This window comes from Mycoplasma sp. 4013 (genome assembly GCF_054353875.1).
This window is the reverse complement of the sequence record NZ_JBTHHK010000008.1, coordinates 20748-42655: the sequence shown is the minus strand read 5'-3', so window position 1 is coordinate 42655 and position 21908 is coordinate 20748. Positions and strand designations below refer to the sequence as shown.

19 protein-coding genes are annotated in these 21908 nt (G+C 27.0%); 8 read left to right on the top strand and 11 right to left on the bottom strand.

Annotation, left to right across the window (positions count from 1 at the left end; translation table 4 throughout):
* A partial coding sequence (locus ACXYRO_RS03105) for a restriction endonuclease subunit S (RefSeq protein ID WP_458614287.1) occupies positions 1-706 on the bottom strand: 706 nt, incomplete at its 3' end.
* A 215-nt stretch (positions 707-921) separates the two neighbouring features.
* Here ACXYRO_RS03105 and ACXYRO_RS03100 point away from each other — a divergent pair.
* The 3 genes from ACXYRO_RS03100 (at position 922) to rpmE (ending at position 2530) form a co-directional block, all read left to right on the top strand.
* On the top strand, positions 922-1515 hold the full coding sequence (locus ACXYRO_RS03100) for an FMN-dependent NADH-azoreductase (RefSeq protein ID WP_458614286.1): 594 nt from the start codon (positions 922-924) through the stop codon (positions 1513-1515).
* 190 nt (positions 1516-1705) lie between these two features.
* A complete protein-coding gene (gene rpsD / locus ACXYRO_RS03095) occupies positions 1706-2305 on the top strand; it encodes a 30S ribosomal protein S4 (RefSeq protein ID WP_458614285.1) in 600 nt (199 codons plus the stop codon).
* Positions 2306-2317: 12 nt separating this feature from the next.
* Complete coding sequence (gene rpmE / locus ACXYRO_RS03090) at positions 2318-2530, top strand: 50S ribosomal protein L31 (RefSeq protein WP_435130593.1); 213 nt, start codon at positions 2318-2320, stop codon at positions 2528-2530.
* Between the two features lie 59 nt (positions 2531-2589).
* Here rpmE and ACXYRO_RS03085 read toward each other — a convergent pair whose 3' ends face one another.
* From ACXYRO_RS03085 to ACXYRO_RS03060, 6 genes are all read right to left on the bottom strand, one after another.
* Complete coding sequence (locus tag ACXYRO_RS03085; protein ID WP_458614283.1) at positions 2590-3726, bottom strand: YhjD/YihY/BrkB family envelope integrity protein; 1137 nt, start codon at positions 3724-3726, stop codon at positions 2590-2592.
* Complete coding sequence (gene gatB, locus ACXYRO_RS03080) at positions 3707-5131, bottom strand: Asp-tRNA(Asn)/Glu-tRNA(Gln) amidotransferase subunit GatB (protein WP_458614282.1); 1425 nt, start codon at positions 5129-5131, stop codon at positions 3707-3709. The genes ACXYRO_RS03085 and gatB overlap by 20 nt, the downstream gene beginning before the upstream one ends.
* Positions 5124-6449, bottom strand: coding sequence for an amidase family protein (locus tag ACXYRO_RS03075; protein WP_458607495.1), 1326 nt, complete (start codon positions 6447-6449; stop codon positions 5124-5126). The genes gatB and ACXYRO_RS03075 overlap by 8 nt, the downstream gene beginning before the upstream one ends.
* Positions 6449-6751 carry an Asp-tRNA(Asn)/Glu-tRNA(Gln) amidotransferase subunit GatC gene (locus tag ACXYRO_RS03070; RefSeq protein WP_458614281.1) on the bottom strand — a complete coding sequence of 101 codons (303 nt, stop codon included), beginning with the start codon at positions 6749-6751 and terminating at the stop codon, positions 6449-6451. Before ACXYRO_RS03070 ends, ACXYRO_RS03075 begins: the two co-directional genes overlap by 1 nt.
* Positions 6752-6758: 7 nt before the next feature.
* Positions 6759-7592, bottom strand: coding sequence for a pseudouridine synthase (locus ACXYRO_RS03065; protein ID WP_458614280.1), 834 nt, complete (start codon positions 7590-7592; stop codon positions 6759-6761).
* A 125-nt stretch (positions 7593-7717) separates the two neighbouring features.
* Complete coding sequence (locus ACXYRO_RS03060) at positions 7718-8953, bottom strand: MFS transporter (protein WP_458614279.1); 1236 nt, start codon at positions 8951-8953, stop codon at positions 7718-7720.
* Positions 8954-9035: 82 nt separating this feature from the next.
* Between ACXYRO_RS03060 and ACXYRO_RS03055 the strand changes: the two genes are divergently transcribed.
* Positions 9036-9707, top strand: a complete 672-nt coding sequence (locus tag ACXYRO_RS03055; RefSeq protein WP_458614278.1) for a hypothetical protein — start codon at positions 9036-9038, stop codon at positions 9705-9707.
* On the opposite strand, the gene ACXYRO_RS03050 is transcribed toward ACXYRO_RS03055, so the two are convergent.
* The 3 genes from ACXYRO_RS03050 to ACXYRO_RS03040 form a co-directional block, all read right to left on the bottom strand.
* Positions 9697-10725 carry an Eco57I restriction-modification methylase domain-containing protein gene (locus ACXYRO_RS03050; protein ID WP_458597388.1) on the bottom strand — a complete coding sequence of 343 codons (1029 nt, stop codon included), beginning with the start codon at positions 10723-10725 and terminating at the stop codon, positions 9697-9699. The genes ACXYRO_RS03055 and ACXYRO_RS03050 overlap by 11 nt on opposite strands.
* A gap of 99 nt (positions 10726-10824) precedes the next feature.
* A complete protein-coding gene (locus ACXYRO_RS03045; RefSeq protein WP_435130575.1) occupies positions 10825-10962 on the bottom strand; it encodes a hypothetical protein in 138 nt (45 codons plus the stop codon).
* Between the two features lie 9 nt (positions 10963-10971).
* On the bottom strand, positions 10972-13965 hold the full coding sequence (locus tag ACXYRO_RS03040; protein WP_458614277.1) for a hypothetical protein: 2994 nt from the start codon (positions 13963-13965) through the stop codon (positions 10972-10974).
* 224 nt (positions 13966-14189) lie between these two features.
* On the opposite strand from ACXYRO_RS03040, the gene ACXYRO_RS03035 reads away from it, so the two are divergent.
* The 4 genes from ACXYRO_RS03035 (at position 14190) to pfkA (ending at position 20144) form a co-directional block, all read left to right on the top strand.
* A complete protein-coding gene (locus ACXYRO_RS03035; RefSeq protein ID WP_458614276.1) occupies positions 14190-15680 on the top strand; it encodes an APC family permease in 1491 nt (496 codons plus the stop codon).
* Between the two features lie 174 nt (positions 15681-15854).
* Positions 15855-18344: a valine--tRNA ligase gene (locus ACXYRO_RS03030; RefSeq protein WP_458614275.1), complete on the top strand. Its 2490-nt coding sequence runs from the start codon at positions 15855-15857 to the stop codon at positions 18342-18344.
* Positions 18332-19162, top strand: a complete 831-nt coding sequence (locus tag ACXYRO_RS03025; RefSeq protein WP_458614274.1) for a bifunctional 5,10-methylenetetrahydrofolate dehydrogenase/5,10-methenyltetrahydrofolate cyclohydrolase — start codon at positions 18332-18334, stop codon at positions 19160-19162. The genes ACXYRO_RS03030 and ACXYRO_RS03025 overlap by 13 nt, the downstream gene beginning before the upstream one ends.
* A gap of 7 nt (positions 19163-19169) precedes the next feature.
* Positions 19170-20144: a 6-phosphofructokinase gene (gene pfkA, locus ACXYRO_RS03020; protein WP_458597383.1), complete on the top strand. Its 975-nt coding sequence runs from the start codon at positions 19170-19172 to the stop codon at positions 20142-20144.
* Positions 20145-20165: 21 nt separating this feature from the next.
* On the opposite strand, the gene ACXYRO_RS03015 is transcribed toward pfkA, so the two are convergent.
* On the bottom strand, positions 20166-21866 hold the full coding sequence (locus ACXYRO_RS03015; protein WP_458614273.1) for a hypothetical protein: 1701 nt from the start codon (positions 21864-21866) through the stop codon (positions 20166-20168).
* Positions 21867-21908: the final 42 nt, after the last annotated feature.

The following is a 21908-nucleotide window of genomic DNA, read 5'->3' as shown; positions in this document are numbered from 1 at the left end:
TGTAAGGACTTAAAATTTCTCCCAAAAGATCCTGTTCTCAAGCGTGAGTAAATTCCGAAAAACTAATATTAGGAAATTTTGAATTTTGATCAGGGAACATTTTAGATAGCAATGTAGACTTAATATTCATTAAAAAGTCATATTTTTGCTGATGAAGTGTAAGGTAAGAATCTAAGGAAGTTAAAAGTTGGGAGATTTTTTGTTGTTCAGTTGTGTTTTTAGGTTTTTTAAAAGTAATATTACTAAAATTTCCTAGTGTAATTGTTGGTATTGTACCAACAGTAACATTTTTAAGCGTTTGAGAATGAACATTTCATGTTTTTAGTAAATAATATACAAATTCCAGGTTAAATTTATTTCTTATTTCTATCCCTAAAATACCTTGTTTTGTGCAAAGGGGTATTTTATTGATAGAAACATTTCCAATAGTAGCTCCATTTGTAAAAATTATGCTATCTTTTTTAATCATTCATGCAGAAGAATTTTTTAAACCTTCTTCAGTAATAAAATTATTTGTTTGATAAACATATTTGCTTGATGTATCTTCTATTTTTAAAAAAGGAATTTTTCCATTTTTATAATAATTCTCTATGTTTGTATTTGGGGTTCCGCCCTCAGAAGCATAATCGTAAATGTTTCCCAAGAGATCCTCTTCTCAATCACCAGTAAATTCCTTAAATCTTATTTCAGGTATTTTTTTGTTCATCTCTACCACCTTTGAATATATATTATAAATTATTTTATATAACTTGTTTGTTATTTATAAAATTCGATACAAAATATAAATATATCTAGTAATTAAAACTCCACTCTTAATCAACTACAAAACAAAAAACAAAAAATAACCTATAAAAATGCAAGTTTTTTTATACTTTTTAGAAAAATAGTATAATAATATCCTAAATAAATAAAGGAGAATTAATGCAAAAAATATTACTTTTAGACGGTAATTTAATTAACAAGGATCATTCATCATATACCGGTGATACTATGGATTATCTTGAAACAAAATTTAAAAGTGAAGGTAAAGATGTTAAAAGATTTGATCTAAATGAAACTCATGGAGACATCTTTTTAACCAAAAAAACATATCCTGATTATTGAAAACAAATTGATTCGGATAAGTGAATTAATTTATTAAAAGAAACTGATTTAGTAGTTATTTCTACATCAATGATTAACTTTGCTGCTTCAGTTGTAGTTAAAAACTTTATTGACAGTGTTTCGTTAGCTGATAAAACTTTTTCATATAAATATTCTAAAAAAGGTGAAGCAATTGGATTATTAGATCACCTTAATGTTTTAATTATTGCTTCACAAGGAGCGCCACAAGATTGGTATCAATGAGGTTCACATGTTTCATGACTTGAAGGAACATGAAAATTCCTAGGTGCTAAAAATGTACAAATCTACCGAATTAACGGAACTAAGGTAAAACCTATTTCTGATGAAAAAGCTACAGTTTATGTAGATAACCACAAACATGAACTTGATCATATTCTTGCAAAATTCTAATCATTTAATTTTTATAAAAACAAAATTGTGATAGAATTAAGAAGCATAAATTAGCAGCAGTTTGTTATTGTTTTATATAAATTTAACGCACATAACTTGTTAGTAGATAAAGCTGAATTTTGAAAGCATTAAGTTAAAGTTATTAAACAAGAAATAAACCCTCTTCTATATGCAGAAAAGAGGATAATAAATGTCAAGATATACTGGACCAGTATTTAAAAAATCACGTCGTCTTGGTTTTTCAATTTTAGAAACTGGAAAAGAGTTTTCTAAAGGTAGAAAAAGAACATATGCACCAGGACAACATGGAAATAAAAAAGTTAAACTATCTGATTACGGATTACACTTATATGAAAAGCAAAAAGTAAAACACCTATTTGGACTTAACGAAAAACAACTTCGTAGAACTTTTGAAAGAGCAACCAAATTAAAAGGTGTTACAGGTACCAACTTCCTACAATTATTAGAATTACGTTTAGATAACCTTGTTTATCGTGCCGGATTCGCTTCAACACGTAGACAAGCTCGTCAATTAGTTAACCATAATCATTTCACCTTAAATGGTAAAAAAGCTAATATTCCTTCAATAACTGTATCAGTAGGAGATGTTATTGAATTAAAAGAAAAATTAAGAGCAAATGTACAAATTACTGAAAGTTTAGCAAATAAAGTAGCATCTGCTTGATTAACCAGAAAAGACTTTAGTGTGAAATTGGATCGCTTACCTGAAAGAACAGAAATTCACCCAGAAATTAAAGATTCATTAGTAGTTGAGTTCTACTCAAAATAATAAGGAATAAATATGAAAAAAGATTTACACCCAGATTACCATCAAGTTAAAGTAACTTGCTCAACATGTCAAAGTGAATTTCAATTCAATTCAACTAAAAAACATTTTACAGTTGATGTTTGTTCAGGATGTCATGCTGTATATACTGGAAACAGAACACAAGCAAAAGCAACTGGAAGAATTGATAGATTTAACAAACGTCTTGAAAAGAAGGCATCTAAATAATATTATAGATACCAATATTTGTGATTAATAAAAAACTTATCCATATCGATAAGTTTTTTTTAAAACCATCATGCCAAGGTTTTTTTTGGTATCGTCCTTGTATTAATATAACTTTTATAATATGCATTATTAAATGTAATTCCTAAAAACATAAAATACACAAACCAGTTCACAAAGAATCCGATACTAAAAAAGAATCCTACTGCTGCTCCATAGTTATTATTAGTAAATAATCTACTTAAATATGTATAAGCGATAACTAAAATAACCGATGGAAGAGCAGAAATAATAACACCTTTGTAAATGCCTTTAAAATTTATTTTAAAGGAAGGAACAAATTTAAATAAATATAAAAATATTATGATAAAAAATATTATAGTAAAAATAATATATAACAAGTCGTTAACACCACTTCCATCAAGTCTGTGTGCATTGAATAAACGAGCTTGAATAAAGATATTAAGAGTAGACATAGCTCATAAAATAATAGCAACACCAAGTACGATAAACAAACCTTTTGCTTTATTACCTCAATATGTTCCTACTTTTTCATGCGAATAAATTACATTATAAGAAGTGATAAGTTTTCCATATCCACCTGCTGCTATATATAAAGCAGGTAAGGCTACAAAGGAACCAGGAATCAAAGTGTATAACTTTTGTAGCAAACTATTAACTTGCATTTTACCAGGTGATGGGTTAAAGTATAAATCTCCACCTGGAATAAATTTATTAAAGATGGTAACATTAAAAAGTGCTTGAAAAGTACTGGTGTTACCATCTTTGTTTTCAACTGTTTCTTTATAAAAACTATCTACATAGTTTGTAAAAGAACCAATGTTATCATTTATGGTAATGTTTAAAAAATAAACAATATAAATAACTGAAACAAAGGAAATTAGCATATAAAAAGCAGTAGAGAGTCAAATAAAGTTATATTCAGATGAAGAGAATTTATCATAAACATAATTTACTACCTTACGCCGCTTAACTTTTTGATTTTGATTATAACTGCGAATTAAAACAAAAGCAAAAATACTAATAATTCCTTTGATAAAAAACTCATAAATCCAATAAAAGAAATCAAAGGTAGCAAAATAAACAATATTAAGATAAAATCTTTTATATATCTTTTTTGGTATTCGCATTTTAATTAGTTTTTTGTAACTAAGTGGTTTATTTTTTGAAGCGAGCATCGAGAACCTTAACTGCAATTTCGTTTGAAATTATCGGATTTACTTGTCCATTTGTCTGTTTCATTAAATTACCTAACACAAACTTCAATACTTTTTCAGGCCGATTTAAGTATTCAGAAACTAATGCTGAATTATTTTCTATTATTGCTTGTAAATAATTTGTAATAAGTTTTGGATCTGAAATTTGTTTAAGTTGATGTTGCTCTAAAAGATCATTAATATCTGAATTAAAGTTTACAAGCAAAGGAATCAATTTCTTTAATGACTTACCTGAAATAACTCCTTGGTCTAAAAGTTGCATTGCTTTAGCGATATCCTCAACTTTTATCCCTAAATCATAGGCTAAAACACCTTTTAAGTTAGCAAGTGAAACTATTTCAGCAAAAAATACTTTTGATAAAGCTTCTTTATTTTCATAAGGAATCAAATCAAAATACTGTGCTAATTTAATATCATCTAATAAGCTATTGATATAAATATTTTGAATTTTTAGACTTTGATATCTAACTCTTCGCTCAAGTGGTAGTTCTTTTAATACTACTGAATTAATAAATGCATCAGAAAGTTTGATATAAGGAATATTAGGTTCAGGGAAGTAGCGATAATCAACTGCTGCTGTTTTAGTTCGCATTACAACATTAGCATTGCTTTGATCGTCAAATCTCTTGGTTTGTTGTAAAATTTCTTGTCCTAAAAGTAACTTACTTCTTTGTAATTTAATTTCATATTCAATTGCTTTTTTAATATTAGAAAGCGAATTCATATTTTTAATTTCAACTTTTGTACCAAATTTTTCTACACCATAAGGACGTAAAGAAATATTAATATCAGCACGTAATGTTCCTTGCTCTAGTTTTCCATCTGATATATCAAGTGACTGCACAGTCTTTTTAATCATATCGACATATGCTGCAGCTTCATCAGCATTTTTTATCACAGGATATGTTACAATTTCAATCAGTGGAACTCCGGCACGATTGTAATCTAATAAAGTCCCTTGCTCACTATGATGTTGGCGTGCTGTATCTTCTTCTAAATGGATTCTTTCAATTGCTATACTTTGTATTTTATCATTTACTATGATATCAATTTTACCGTTTTTACCTATCGGACGGTAAAATTGAGTGATTTGATATCCTTTTGGTAAATCAGGATAAAAATAATTTTTACGGTCAAAGTGTAATTGTGTATCAATTTGCATATTTAATGCTTTAGCAAGTGCAATAGCATACTTTACAGCCTGCTTATTAACTTGTGGTAAGGTCCCTGGATATCCTAAATCAATTTGATTTGCTGTGGTATTTACCGGTGCATTATAATCATTTAACATTGCAGAAAACATTTTAGTTTTAGTTTTTAATTCAACATGGATTTCAATTCCAATAATTGTTTCAAAATTATTCATGTTTTTCTCCGATTAGTTCTTCAAATCATTCTGCATATGCTAATAACTTTTTATCATCATAAATCTTGGTTTCTAATGCTATCGAAAATGGTAAATTATGATGCTTTGCTAATGGTAATGTAATCGATGGATTCCCTGCTAAATTGGCAGTAGTTAAGATATAACTCATCACATCGTAGTCTTTAGGAGCATCAAAAGTAGGAGCAACTGCAGCAAAGGCTGGGAAAATAACTAAATCACCTTGATCTTGCAAGGATTTTCAATACTCAACTATTACCCTACGAGCTTTTTGAGCCTTAAATAACATTTCTTCAACATTTTCAGCATATAAAAAGTAACTACCTAGCGACAAGCGTTCTTGAACCATTTTTCCAAAGTGTTTTGAACGAGTGCTACGAATAATTTCTTCTCATGAACTTGCATCAACACGATTTGCAAAACCAATACCTGTTAAATTAGCTAAATTTGAACTTGCTTCTGAATAAGAAATTATTTCATAAGCAGGTTTTACACATCTTAAAATATCTATATTTGGTTTAATTTTTTCAACTTTTATCCCTGTAGCAGATAACTTTTGCAACAATTGTTGATATGCATCATTGATATAATCTTCACAAAATTGTGAAAAATCAAGTGCAATTACACTCTTAGGTTTACTTTTAATAACATCTTTAATTTCAACATCCACAGATGTCATATCTTTGTTATCTTTACCATATAACACCTGTGACATTGCAATAATATCGTTAACATTATGAGCAAAATAAGCAACTGTGTCAAGCGAAGATGCATAAGCATATAATCCGTAGCGACTGATTGCTCCATATGATGGTTTAAATCCTGGGATTCCATTATAACTACCTGGTAATCTTACACTATCACCAGTATCAGAACCTAATGCAATCGAAATGTTTTCATTAAATGTAGCAACAGAACCTGATGAAGAACCACCTGCATAACGATTTTTATCTAACGGATTTGTTATTAACCCGTATCCACTGTATGTTCCGGTTCCTCCGAGTGCTAATTCATCAAGATGTACTTTGGCAACAAAGTGTGCTCCATTAGCATATAGTTTTTTAACTGCAGTAGCTGAATAACCAGGTTCAAAATTTTCTAAAATTTTTGATGATCCTGATGTTGGAGCACATTTAGTTGCATAGTTATCTTTAATTGTTAAAACTGCTTTTGATAAACTCATATCTTTGGTATAAAAATCTGTATTATAAGGAAATAAGTACGCAACAGCATTGTTTTTATCATTTTTTAAATCATTGTATGCAGCATCATAATTTCCAAGATGTTTGATTCTACGCACTATTTTACCACCTTTGTTAACTTAAGGTAATCACCATCTGATTCAGGTGCATTAGATAATATTCTTGCTTTTGTAATGCGATCTTCTTCATTATATTCATCTTCTCTAAGAAAATCAATTTGATAACTTTCATTAATATGACTCATTGGTTTAACATTTATTAAATCTAATTTATCAAAATATTTAATTTGTTTTTGCAGTTTATTTCAATTTTCAAGGATGTCATTAACTACTTGCTTGGTAGGTTCAAACATCAAAGTTTTAACAATTTCATTCAGTTTTTCTTTAGTAATTTTAATCATATTTCTCCTATCACTTTGCTGGTGCATAAAATTCAAAGTTATTTAAATAAGCTAAATTACCAGTCAATCCTGTAAATTTTAAATAATATGAATGTAGCATTAATCTAGGTGTTTTTTTACCACCATATTTTATATCACCATAAATTGGTTTACCTAGGAATTTTAACGATAATCGGATTTGATGTTTGCGTCCTGTTAGCAATTGTGCTATTTGTTTATTGTTTTCTATTGAAAAGATAGTTTTAGCATATTTATAACCATCTTTAGCTTTAACTGATGTTTTAATTTTATTATTTTGCTTACCAAAATATAATTCAACTTCTTTATATGCTTCATTAAAGTCACTTTTAAATAAATATTTTTTAATAAAATTAATACTAGAAGCATTTAAAGCGACTAATGAAGCATAATTTTTAGCATATAAAATAATTCCACTGGTTTCTTTGTCTAAACGACCTACATGACTAGGTTTAAAACTATCAATTTGCTTATAATTAAGGTAAGAAAGAACTTGTTGATCTAAACTATGTTCATCACCATGAACCACTACTCCTGCTTGTTTATTAATTAAAAGAATATTATCATCTTCATATAAAATATTTAAATCAAATGATACTTTTTTAAAGGTATTTTTAAATATATCATTTATCCCATATACAACAATTTCGTCATTTTCATTGATTATTAAATCTTTGCTTACTTTTCTACTATTATTAACTTTTATATCTTTTTTTCGAAAAAGCTTCTCTATCCGTGAAACTGGGACATTATTCAAATATTTAATTAAAAGCTTAAATAATGTTCGTCCTGAATCGTTATTTGTTGCACTAATTTCAAACATTTTACTCCTATATAAATTAAATTATACATTATTTTATCTTTTTGATTATTTGATGCTTTTATATAAGTTATAAATATATCAAAATTACTTTTAATACTACAAACAAGCATTAAAAGTAATTTTGATTAATGATGTATTTTTTTATGTATCCGATAACGAGAAATAACCATTGCAATAAGGATGATAAAAAATAAAATTGCATAAAGGATGAACATATATTCAAATCCATATGAATCATCTAATCAAGTAAATATAACTAAGATTAAACAATAAAAAATGATTCGTATAATTAATGTCACAGCATTTTGTTTATTGAACTCATTTTTATCAAAAATTAAGTACAAATAATTATTTCCGATAGGAAATAGCAATGATTGTGATAGTTGCATAAATGAGTTTAAAATTATATATGTGATAAGCAGTGCTAATTTGTCTTCCTTTACAGCAAATAAAATCGGGATTCAAATAAGATTTAAAAGAGAAGCAACAATTGTAAGTCCCATAAACAACCGATTTCGCGATACTTTCTTTTTTGCTGTTATATAACCTAAAATTGCCCCGGTTCCTAATAAAGCTGAACCACCTATAATCATCGAAAATAAAAATGACCATTTTTTATAATCATATTTTATATAATTAAAAAACTGCAAAATCCCTGTTTGTTTAGGAAATAAGAATATCGAGAAAAATAAACCTAAACTAAGAGCAAAAATTCATTTTTCATATTTAATTTTTGCAATTTTATCTTGTGTATGTTCTTCAACTAACTTTAATGAATGCTGATTAGGCTTTAATAAAATAAAGAAAAATAAAGATATTGCAAATGTGATAATGTTAAAAATAACAACTGCAAAAAAAGGTCATGTAAATAAAAATAAAGTGAATAAAGGAGAGATGAATGTCGAAATCGCAATAGCTAATGCGTTTGTGATATTAAACATCGGAAGTTCTTTGCTTTGGTTTGCTAAATAATAGACAATATTTTTAAATGCTAAAATTCTGAATGAGTTGACTATACTAAATAAACCACTAGCAACTATTAAAGAATATGAAAGTGCTTTATCATGTGTTTTAAATGCAATGATTAAAACTATTAATAATATAAATATACTTGCTGAATCAGAAAAAATTAAAATATTTTTGGATTTGAATAACTTTATAATTTTTGGTCCGAAAATAAAAACAAATATCATCGGAACTTGAATTAAAATATAATAAAGAGTGATATATCACAAGTTATTTAAACTTTGAAAAATATATACTGATGCTCCGATTTGAAAACCTTGACTACCAAAAAATAATACAAAAACTGCAATAAATCAATAAATTTTATTAGTGATTTGTCTATTAATGCTCACCATAAAATCTCCTTGTATTTATTATTTTACAACTTTATTTTTATTTTATTATTGTTAATGTAAAATTTAAACATTTAAGGAATATATGTATTATGTAAGCGATTATTATAAAGTTTTAAATGAAGTTATTGTAAAACTAAAAGAACTTGATATAAATTTCTCTAAAAGTTACAATGATGGACGAATTAATTCAATTTTTAATGAAGAAAAAATAGTAAAAATTCTTTTAAATAGCCAAAAAGAAATAAATATTTTAAAAGAATATGATGTCAAAATTTATGAACAACCAAAACCAAGATTTTGATATGATATAGTAATCAAAAATACTGATAATTCGTTTTTTCTCCCGTTGAATATTAAAATAACTAATCCAAATCTTAAATCAGCAAGTAATATAAGTTCGAAAACAGGTTTATATTTTGCATTAACAGGTGATATATATCCAAATTTTTCAAATACATGAGGAAATTATTTTTATAAGTTAGCAAAGAATTTAAAAGCAACACAAACAGATTATTATTTGCTAGTATTCAACAAAAATAATCCTAATGATATTTTCTTTACATCTTTAAAAAGAATGCAATCTTTAATTCCGAATGGTAATAATTTACCTTTTCAATTTAATCCTAATTTAAACCGTAAATTAGTTAATCGAACATATGCACAATCCAAAGAGTTTTTATTAAATATACTTTTTCAATCTGTTAAGAAGAGAGCAAAAATTTTAGATGATTTTAATGAAAATTTTAAAAATTAAATATTGCTTGTAAGATACTTTGTGTAAAATGATACCTTCCGTCTCTTTTTATTCCCATTAATTCTCAGTCAATGTTGTTTAAAATATCAACAATTTTCTTAGTATTTTGATAATCTAAATTTACATATATTGACAAAACTGATGCATCATAATGGATAAATTCGCCTTTTTCTTGAAAATCTAAAACATAAAAAGGTCTTTTATTTCTTGTTTTACAGTTAACAAAAATTTGATATGTAAATTTTCTTGGTGGGATGGGGACAGGTCGAATTCATTTATTTGGTTGATACAAAATATTATTCAGTTGTTTTGTTCTCTCTGTATGTGAAACAACAAAAGATATATTCCCTTTTTGCAATTTTGAATTGAAGCCACTTGCTCCACCTACTTTTACAATAATATCTGTAGGTAATTTTGGTTTTTTACCAAATAAAATTTTTCAATTAGATCAAAAATATTTAATTTTATCTTTATGATTTTTAACTTTAACTATCTTTATAATAGCAGTAGGAACAGAAGCGTTTTCTCAAATGTTTTCAGGGATTAATTCAAAGTATGTAATTGAAAAATTATCATAAATAATTTTTAACAAATACTTTGCAGAAGTTGTTGTAAAAATTGCAGCAGGAATTATTCAAATAAGTTCGCCATTTTGCTTTAAATCTGATAATGCTTTTTCTAAAAAATATAAATATAGGTTAGGTTTGTGGATTAAAAATTTACTTTTGGGTGCATCTATAATATTTTTATAATCTACATAAGGTGGATTTCCTATAATAACATCTGGTTGATAATTAGTATTAAAATATGATGTGACTTTTGCTCCTTTATGTGCTATATTTTCATCTATTTCTAATGCTATAAGATTATTATATTTTTTGATTAATTCAAAATAAAAATTACCTGTTCCAGATGAAGTTTCCAATATAAAAGCATTGTTATCAAAAGAAATTAAAGATATCATTTTTAAAACGATATCTTTTGGCGTAAATACTTGTCCATAATTAATTTTATTCATATTTTACTTTATCACCTTTAATTTTTGTTTAATTATTATATAACAATTTATGTATAAAATGTTAAAATTTGAAAATAGAGCCTTATTAGGCTGCTAATGTTATGTCATTAAATATTTTTCATATATTGTAAAATCGAAAATATCAGAACATTCAATGTTTTTGCTTTTTTCAATATACTCAAAAAATAATTCATTTATTTGGTTATTTGATAATTCTTGTTTATTCGGTGTATTCATTTATCTCCTTTATTCTTCATTTTCATAATATGGTTTAGCATTTTCTAGAAATTTTCTGGCGTGGTATTCATATGTGGCACCATAATCTATTTTTTCATACATTTCGCTTCCTGTATAAGGATATCCAGAAGATGAAGGCCCTTCTCTGTATCTATACTTTGATTTTTTTGAAATACCATCATAGATATCTCTTAGTTCTTTTACCAACTTGATTAATTCATTATAATTAATTAGTTTTTTGTTCAGAACCGCAATAGTTACATCTTTTTCTCTGTTTAGCTCACCAGCTACACCTCATTTTCTTCTGTATTCATAATTTTCTAATTTTAAATCTTCATATTGTTTTTTTGTGAATTCATATTTATTAATCATACTCTGATAATCAGATAATAATTTAGTTTTATTGTCCTTTAAATCGTTGTTTCTCTTATTTAGTAACTGAATTTCATTTAAATTATTATTATTTTGGTTTTGTAAATTGTTGAAATTAGTAGTCAGTGTATTAAGTGATGCCTGAAGTCGATTCTTTTCTTGATCTGTATCTGCATATTTTTGGTTTATATCATTTAACTGTTCTTTGAGTTTGTTTATTTCTAAATACATTGCTACAATGTTTTCACCATAATTTTTGGTATTATTTGCTATTTCATCTCTTGCTTGATATGCACTTCTTAATGTTTGCAATAAGTGCTTTATTTCTTTGTCTTTTCCTTCAATAATTTTTGTATTTTCTGCTATTGTTCTTTGGTGTTCTAAAATTTCTTCATCTTTTTGTTGTATTTGCTCTCTTAGTTCACTATTTTGATTTGTAAGTTGTTGTATTTCTTTTGCCTTTGCATTTATTGCATTTTGATTCTGTGTAAGCTGACCATTTAGTTGTTGGATTTGTGTATTTAAATTATCTATTATTTCAACTTTGCCATCAAGTTGACCATTTAATTGCTGTATCTTTTGTCTATTAAATTGAATTTGTTCTTGAATTTTTAAATTTTCTGTTTTTATTCTGTCTATTTCATTACGTTTTGTTTGAATTAATTTTTCATTTTCAGAATCTTTTTGTCTTAATATCTCTATTTCTTTGTTTTTTGTGTTAATAATTTTTAAGTTATCATCATTTTGCTGATTCATTTTATTTGTTATTTTTTTGGTTTCATTTAATTTTTGCTCTAGTTCTTTTTTATCATTATCTAACTGTGTTAATTTAGATTCAAGTTTTCTTTTTGAATCTGTTAAATCATTAATATTACCTTTTAATAAATCGATTAATTTCTTTTTATCATTAATATCTGTTTCTAGTAATGCTATTTGCCTACCTTGTGCTTTTATAGTACTCATATTTTCTTCATTGATAGAAAAAAATAATGAATTTGCATTAGATAATTGCAACGAACCAGTAAAATATTTATCGGTATTCTTTAATATTTCATCATATTTATTTATTTCTTGATTAATTTGATTTTGAGTTTGTTTTATTTTGTTATCAGTATCTTCAATTAATCTTTTAGTTTTATCTATATCTCTTAGAAAAATTTGCTTCTTTATATATAGTTCATCACTGTTATTTTCTTTATAAAGTTTGTCTATTTTATCTAACTCATTATTTTGTCTAATCAGTTCATTTTTTAAATCCATATTTCTATGATTTACTTTATTAAGTTGATTATATAAATTTAAAACTACAATATTCTTATCGTTTAATTTTATATCGTTATCAAATGCTTTTTTTGAAACATTATTCTCGTTATCTAAGACATTTTGACTTAGTTTATACCAATTCTTTTGTAAAAATCAAAAATCCTTACTTATAAAATTACTTATATTATTAAATTTATTTTCTGCTTTTTCTTCTTTGTTATATTTGTCTTCAAATTCTTTTTCTTGCTTGCTTATAGCATCATTCATATTGCTTGCTATTTTTTTTATATCATTGTTTTGGCTTGTTTTTAATGCGCTTTGATATAAAGTAAGTTGCTTTGTATATGCATCATTAATCACTTTCTTATAGTTATTTAGATAGTTTAAATAACTTTCTTGCTTTTGTTGCAGTGAGTTTTTAGATTCAGATAATGTCTTTTTTAACAAATTTGTTGATTCAATAAATTTGTTAACTGTTTCTTTATAAGTTTGCAAATTCTGATTTAATAAATTCATATTTTGTTGCAAACTTTTTAAAGAACTTTCATTATTCTTAATCGAATTAGCATAATTGATATTAATATTCAAATCATGCTTTATTCAAAAATTTATGTATATATCGCTTGAATCAATTAATCCAATAACATCATTAATAATCTTATTTATATGATTATAGTAACCTAAAAAATCATCGGTTTCCAATCAAACATTATTATTTATTTCATTTAATAAAGTTTGTATATTAGATTCTAATAAAGCGGTTTGTTCATAACTTTGCTTTACTCATGGAATTTCATCTGTATCAGCTGATAGTTTTTTCAAATTTTCATTATGTTTTTTTATCAATTTTAGATAAATATCTCATTTAGAGTTCAATCTATTGTTATTTTCATCTAAAAAACTTTTTAATGATTTTATTTGATCTGAATTAAGTTCCTGATTCAACTTAACAGCTTGTATTTCATTATTTTTGTCTATAATATCGCTTAAAAAAATTTTTAAATCTTCTTTAATCGGTAAGATATTTTGATTAAAAGAAAGATTTATATTTTGCGTTCGTTTTAGTTCGTCTTGGATTTTATTTTGAAAACCTTTTATTTTATTTATTCTCTCATTAATTTGGTTTTGTAATTTTACAAATGCATCTTTTTCTGCATTTAAATTATCAAAACTAGGTCTTTGCTTATTAAAATTGTCTATATTTTCAATTACCTTCTGGTATTCAAAACTTTTTTGATTTGTAAGAACAGGTGAATTAGATGAATTTTTCTGCAGTTTCGTTATTGCAAGCTTAATTGGATATGCTGCTGCTCCTGCAACAACTGCAGTTGAACCTAAAATCATAATCAGTTTTATGTTTTTTGTCATTTTACCTCCACTTTATATATATTAAGAGAACAACAAAAGAACAAATTAGAAACAAAAAAAGTAAAATATTTTGATATTTTATAATATCAAATACTATATATACTTTTATAACAGGATTTATATAACTAAAAAGTTAAATTTTTATCATTTTTTTAGGAAAAAATTAATTTTTTGCTATTATTTATTGATATATATTTAAAAATCAATATATTAGGAGTGATTAAATGAAAAAAATTAAAGGAAAGAATTTTCTTTTCTATGGTATTAATTATATCGTCGGATTTGGTCTTCTTGCCTCGATTGCTAGTGTTTTAAAAACAGGTAGTTACAGTATTTTAGTATTTGCTATTACTTCCTTTATTGCAGGTGGTGTTATGCTTGCTTTTGCACGTGGAACCCAAATGTATTCAAAAGAAGTTGGTGGATCATATGTTTTTGTTAAAAAAGCATTCCCAAAGAAAAGATGACTATGATATTTTAATGGATGAAACCAGTTCTTGCAGGCTCCCTTGTTTTCTGCAACTACACCTTTGTTCTTTATATCTATTATTAGATTATTTATCAACAATTCATCAGTCTATGAGAAATATTCATTGTTAATACAACTTTTAGCATTACTATTTTTTATTGTTTTAACAATTATTTCAGCATTAAATTTTGGTATTTCTAAAAAAGTTATTGTTTGAACAGCCTATGTAAAATGGATTGTTATTGCTATTATTTTTGCTTCTGTTATAGCTTTATTAATTCAAAATCCAGGGAATTCATTTATTAAAAACACAGAAAAAGTTACACCATTTATGATAATAAGTTCAATCTTAAGTTTCATATATGCGTATGGTGGAGTAGAAGGATTATCAGGTTTATCAACAGAAGTTGAAGCGAAAAACTTTAGAAAAATCTTGCTTTCTGTTTTTGGTATCATCTTATTCATTTATTTAGTATTTTATTTAATGTTTATTTTTATTGATTCATCAAGTGTTTCAACAAAAACTATCTCGAATTATACCGCTGCAATAATGAATAAGGTTATGGGAATTGCAGGATTGATTATATTTACTATCGGACTTTTATTTAGACAAGTTACTTCAACCGTCTTTTCAATGATATATTATGCAAAAGCAGTTGTTCCATTAGCACAAGATGGATTTTTACCAAGTCAATTATCACAAGTAGCTAAAAACGGACAACACCGTAAAGCAATCGTTTTTGCAGCATCCATTACTATAGCTTCAATGATTATCTTTACAATTCTACCAGGTTTATTGGGTGTACCAGATCAATTTGAAACTATCTTAAATGCAGGTAATTTAGTCTTCTTTGTGCAATATTTACTTGCTATTATAGCAGTATTAGTTCTTTCGAAAAAATTGCGCAATGAAGTTAAGTTTCCATTATGAGAAAAGTTAGTATACATTATTACAAGTATCTTAATTATTATAGTATTATTAATTACATTTATTCCACCTATTGTAGGTGAAGCATATGATAGTTCACAATTAATAACAATATTAAGTTATATTGTATTTATGGTAATTGGATTTATTGTTTGAGGAGTATATTTATTATTCAAATGATTTATTGACTTTAAAAAAGCAATTGTAAACCCACAAAATCAATCACAAAATCTTTCTTCAAAAGAATATACACAACTACTAAAACAAAATAGCGATCACACACATAATTGTGAAATTGAACATCCTAATACAAATTAAGAACTGCATCTTATGTAGTTTTTTTTAATATTTTTACACTAAATAAACATACTTTTAGTTTATTGTTCCACAAAGTTGCATAAGTTTATATTATTTTTAGCATTTCCCTAGAAAATTTATGAAATAGTTTATAATATATAAAGATTTATTATAACTTCTTTAAAAGGAGGATTTATGAACAAAAATTATGATCATAAATTAGTTGAAAAAGGTATAGAAGCAAAATGACGTGATAAAAAATATTTTATTACCCACGATGTTAAGAAAAAACCTTTTTCAATCTTGCTTCCGCCTCCGAATGTAACCGGGATGCTACATTTAGGGCATGCTCTTGATTCATATATTCCTGACACAATTATTCGTTATAAAAAACTTAAAGGTTATGATGTGATGTGAATTCCCGGTATGGATCATGCCGGAATTGCCACTCAATCTAAGGTTGAAGATGTTATTTTTAAAAGTGAAGGTAAAACTCGACACGATTTAGGTCGCAATGAATTTATCAAGCGAGTTTGAGAATGAAAGCATAAGTATGCTGAAATATTTAAACAACAATGATACAAGATGGGATTAGCTCTCGATTATCAAAATGCACGCTTTACCTTAGATGAAAAAGTTAGTGCTGCAGTGCAAAAAGTATTTGTTGATATGTATAACAAAGGTTTATTATACAAAGGAATGCGAGCAATCAGTTGGGATATAAAATTACAAACTGCCCTTTCAAATATTGAAGTTAATAATGTACCTACCCAACAAAAAATGTATTATATTAAATACCCAATTTATAATTCAAATGAATCATTGATTATTGCTACTGTGCGTACTGAAACACTGCTAAGCGATGTTGCTGTTGTTTATAATCCAACTGATATTCGTTATCAAAAATATCAGGGGATGTTTGTTGTGCACCCGATTACTAAGAAAATACTTCCAATTATAGCTGATTCATATGTTGACCCAAAATTTGGAAGTGGTTTAATGAAATTATCTGCACATTCTGAAGCAGACATTGAAATAATAACAAGGTTAAACTTACAAATTAATGAAACTATTGATAAAAACGGTTTTATTAATGCTCCTGGTTGTGCTTTTGATAAAATGGAACGTTTTCAAGCACGTTTAGCAATTGCTAACTACTTAAAAGAGCAAAATATGCTTGAAAAAGCAGAAGATGTAATTTCAAATGTTGCTGTTTCTGATCGTTCTAAATCAGTTGTTGAGACATTGGTGCTTCCACAATGATTTGTGAAAATGGATAAGTTAAAAAATCATATATTAAATGATTTAAAATCCAAAAATGGAGTTAAATTCTATCCGAATAGGCTTAAAGACACAATGAAGCAATGGATGGAAAATGTGCATGATTGAACCATTTCACGTCAGCTTTGGTGAGGACATCGATTACCGGTTTGATATTATCAAGATCAAATTAAAGTCCAAATAGACAGTCCTGGTCCAAATTGGATTCAAGATCCTGATGTTCTTGATACTTGATTTTCATCAGGGATAGCACCATTTACTTTCTTAAACTGACCTGATTTGAATAATCTATTATTAAAAAGATTTTACCCTACATCTTTATTAGTTACAGGTTATGATATTATCTTCTTTTGGGTTGCTAGAATGTATTTTATGAGTTTGGAATTCATGAAACAAATACCGTTTAAACAATTGCTATTTCACGGATTAATTCGTGCTGAAGATGGACGAAAAATGTCAAAATCATTTAATAACGGAGTAGATCCAATGCAATTAATTGATCAATATGGATCCGATGCTCTTCGTTGATTTTTGCTAACTAATACAGCACCCGGAATGGACATTCGTTTTTCAAGCGAAAAAGTTGAAGCCGCATGAAGAGTAAATAATAAATTATGAAATATAGCAAACTACATTAAAGAACTTCCTGATTCAAAGGATAAATCATTAAGTCCAGCTGATAAATGAATTTTTAACAAACTCGCATTCTTGTCAAGAAAAATAAGCAAGTTTGTTAATAAATATGATTTTGCTGTACTCGGCAGTGAAATATACAAATATATTTTTAATGATTTAAGTGGTTGATATGTTGAATTTTTAAAAACTAATTCTAATAAAAAGATTGCATTGCAAGTGTTACAAAAAACATTAATTATTCTACACCCATTCTTACCTTTTTTAACCGATTATTTATACAAAAATATCTATAATACAGAGCTTTTAGAAGCAAAATGGCCTATTTTGAAAATCAAAAAAGGCATTGAATATATTGATGAAGTCATCGAAATAACTACCGCTATTCGTCGCTTCCGTGATGATAATAAAATCTCTAAAAAAGATGTTATATATTACGATTATCAAAGCAATTTACCTAAAAATGCTATTGAAATGATTAATAAATTAGCTAATGCACTAGTTTCAGAAAATAATGATTTTCTTATTTCTATTCAAGGTAAAAACCTTTATATTAAAGTAGATGCAGCTTTAAAAGAAAAAAATAAAGCAGACCTGTTGAAGAAAATTAAGGATACTGAATTTGAAATACAGCGAGCTAAAAATATGCTTTCAAACCAAAAATTTGTTACTTCTGCACCTGCTGAAAAAGTTGAAGCAGAACGAATTAAGTTACAAAAATATTCACAAGACCTAGAAAAATACCAAAAGGAGCTTAAATGAAAATACTAAGTGGAAAAGAATTAGCCCAGGCAGAACTTTTAAAATTAAAAGCAGAAGTTGCACAACTTGATGATGAAGATAAACCGAATTTATCAATTGTGCAGGTTGGAGATAATCCAGCATCAAATAAATATGTAGCAGCTAAATTAAAAAAATGTGAAGAAATTGGTTTAAAAGGAACATTATATAAATTCCCTGAAACCATTACACAAAAGCTACTGCTTAAGAAACTTGATATTATAAATGAAAAATCTACCGGAGTTATCATCCAACTACCTTTGCCTGCACATATACCCCAGCAAGTGATATTAGATGCGGTCCCACACGAAAAAGATGTTGATGGACTTAGTGCAAAAAATGAATTTACACTTTATAACGATATTCCTACTAAGCATTTTGTTCCAGCTACCGCAAGGGCTGTCTTAGAATTAATGGAGTATCATAATATTGATGTTAAAGGTAAAAAAGTGTGTGTTGTAGGACGTAGTAAAGTGGTTGGTAAACCTATTGCTCATATTATCAAGCGTATGGGTGCAGATGTAGCCACCTATAACGAACGCACTGGTTTAAAGGGTGTGGAAAGTGGTGATATTATAATTGTTGCTATCGGTGTTGCTAAGTATGTTAAAGCAATGAATGTTAAAGAAGGTGCGATCGTAATCGATGTAGGAACTAATTTAGATAGTCAACTTAGCGATACTTTAGCAGGTGATGTAGACTTTGAATCTGTAAAGGATAAAGTTTCAGCCATTACCCCTGTTCCGGGTGGAGTAGGACCTGTTACTGTAGTTTGTTTATTAAAAAACTTACTTGATATTGTAAGATAGGAGAATAATGAAGAAAATTGCTATATTAACTTCTGGTGGTGACGCACCTGGAATGAATAATGCATTAAGAGCAATTGTAAAAACTGCAAAAGCAAACGGAATCCAAAGTTATTTAGTATTTGAAGGATATAAAGGTTTATGCAATAATGAAATAATTCCATCAGAAAAAGTTAATTTAGACAACTATATCAATCAAGGTGGAACATGCATTTTTTCAGCCCGTTATCCAGAGTTTAAAGATGAAAAAACTCGTTTAGTTGCTGTAAAAAACCTAAAAGAACTTGGTATCGAAGCATTAGTTGTTATCGGTGGAGATGGAAGTTATAAAGGTGCTCAGTTATTACACGAATTAGGTGTAAAAACTATAGGTTTACCAGGTACAATTGATAATGATATCGCTTCAAGCGATGTAACCATCGGTTATGATACCGCATTAAACACCGTGGTAGAAGCTATTGATCGCATTCGTGATACAGCACAAAGTCATAAACGCATTATGTTAGTTGAAGTAATGGGAAATGGTTGTGGTGATTTAACTTTATATTCTGGTTTAGCTACTGGTGCTGAAATCATTGCAACCGCTGAATTAAATCTTTCTAACGAAGAAATTGTTGAAAAAGCACTAGAGTTATCAAAACAATCATGACGTCGCAGCATTATGATTGTAATTTCAGAGAAAAAATATGATTTAAATTTACTGCGTTCATTAATTCAGCAAGCAACCAAATGGGAAACTCGCATTAATCCACTGAATCACATCCAACGCGGGGGTAAACCGACTGCTGCTGAACGTGTTTTATCATCTGTGATGGGAATTAAAGCAGTGGAATTATTACTTGAAGGTAAATCAGGTTTAGCAATTGGATTAATTAACGGTATAGTTACTGGAATCCCTATTTTACAAGCTTTATCAATGGATAATCCAGCTAAAGATAAAGCAGTTGAACTTGCTAAGAAATTTAATAAACTAAATCAATCATAAAAGTCCCTAATTTAGGGACTTTTATTGATATTGAATTTCAATTTTGAATATATTTTCTTTTAATTCCGATTCATTTGGTTGCTTATTTGCATTCTGCTTTTTATTTAAAGCATCTAGATAATTATATAAATCATCTGAAATTTGGAAGAATAAATCAACATTAGAATCTTCTATAAAACTATCTTTATTGAAAAATAATGCAAAATTTGAGAATAATCCTGGGATGCTGCCTTCAAAACTGTCAGCATTATAATTATAATTACCGTTATCAAATTCATTTAATAAACCTAGTTTTAATACATTGTCTGCTTTATCATAATTTACTGAATTTACTGTAAATAAATTGATTAAAGCTAGTTTATATGGTTGTAATGCTTGCTCATCTTCTGGATTAAGAAACATTTCTCTTACATTAAAGTATGAAGCATATAAGTTAACAAAATCATTATGGGATAGGGTAAGTTTAGCAAAATGTTTTACATCATCAGGAATAAGTGTAGATAAATTTGTAGTATTATCATCCAAATCAAAGTCATTTAACCTAAATTTACCAGTATTATCCTTTGAATATACAGTTAAAAATAAATTAGCTGGATATTGATTATCGCGATACTTAAAAGTAGCATTTACAGGTAAAAAGAATTGATAATCAACATCATTTCTGACATCTGTTTCTGGTGTATTACCTTCTTTTAAAAGTTTTTCTTGAAGGTTTTTAAGCTGCTGAATTCTTGTTTCGTTTGCATTCTTCTCTTTTTCATCCTTGTCTTTATTCTTGCTTAATTTATCAATATAACTAGATAAAGGTTCATAATTATCTATGATTTGATTTTCTATCTCCAATTTAGTATCTTTATATTTACCGATAGCAAAACTTCATATTTGCTTTTTATGTTCTAATTGTAAATAAGTTTTTCAAAACTCATTAAGTTTTAAAAATGTATCATTTAGTTTTTTTGTTAAATCTTCGACTTTTGTAATTATTTCTTTATTTTCTAAATAGTTAGTTTCCTGGATTTGTTTTAAAATATCATCAATTTGACTGTGAAAATTGATAGATTCTTTTTGGATATCAGTTATTTTATTTTGATCGATTTGTTTAACGTTAGACAAAACATTTAAAACACTTTCCGATCAATATAAACGAGCTGTAAAATTCAAAAGTGCATATATTTCGCTATATTTTTTTACATAATCAGTTATTTTCTCTGCATCTTCATGGTTGGTTTGAAGTATTTGTGAAATTATATATATACGATTTTGAAAAATTATACGACCTATATTAGTAATTTTCGCTGTGAAATTATAGTATGGCTTATGTTGATAAAAGTTTGCTTCTAAAAGTTTCTTATTAATATCATTAAAACCATTAAGCAAGTCATCGTATTTAGTTAATTGTGTAATTTGGTTTTTTAATTCAGGATTCTCTGTGAATTGCTTCTGTTTATCTTTGTTATTTAATAAATCATTAGCACTTTTTGTTACCTGTGTAATAATCTGTGGGATGACTAAATTAAAAGCATAGTTATGTACTTTTTGCAAAGTTTCTATTCGTTGATTTTGGATTTTTATCTCGTTTTCTTTGTTCTCTGCTTCTTTATCTACAACATTTTCAGAGCTGCTGACTTGTTGCTTAGGTGAACAAGCTGCTGCTATTAATGTTGTGGTAGTAGCAATGGTTGATAACAATGATAAAAATTTATATTTTCATTTTTTTTGCATAATTTTAATTATATTATATCTTTATAAAAATGAAAATACATA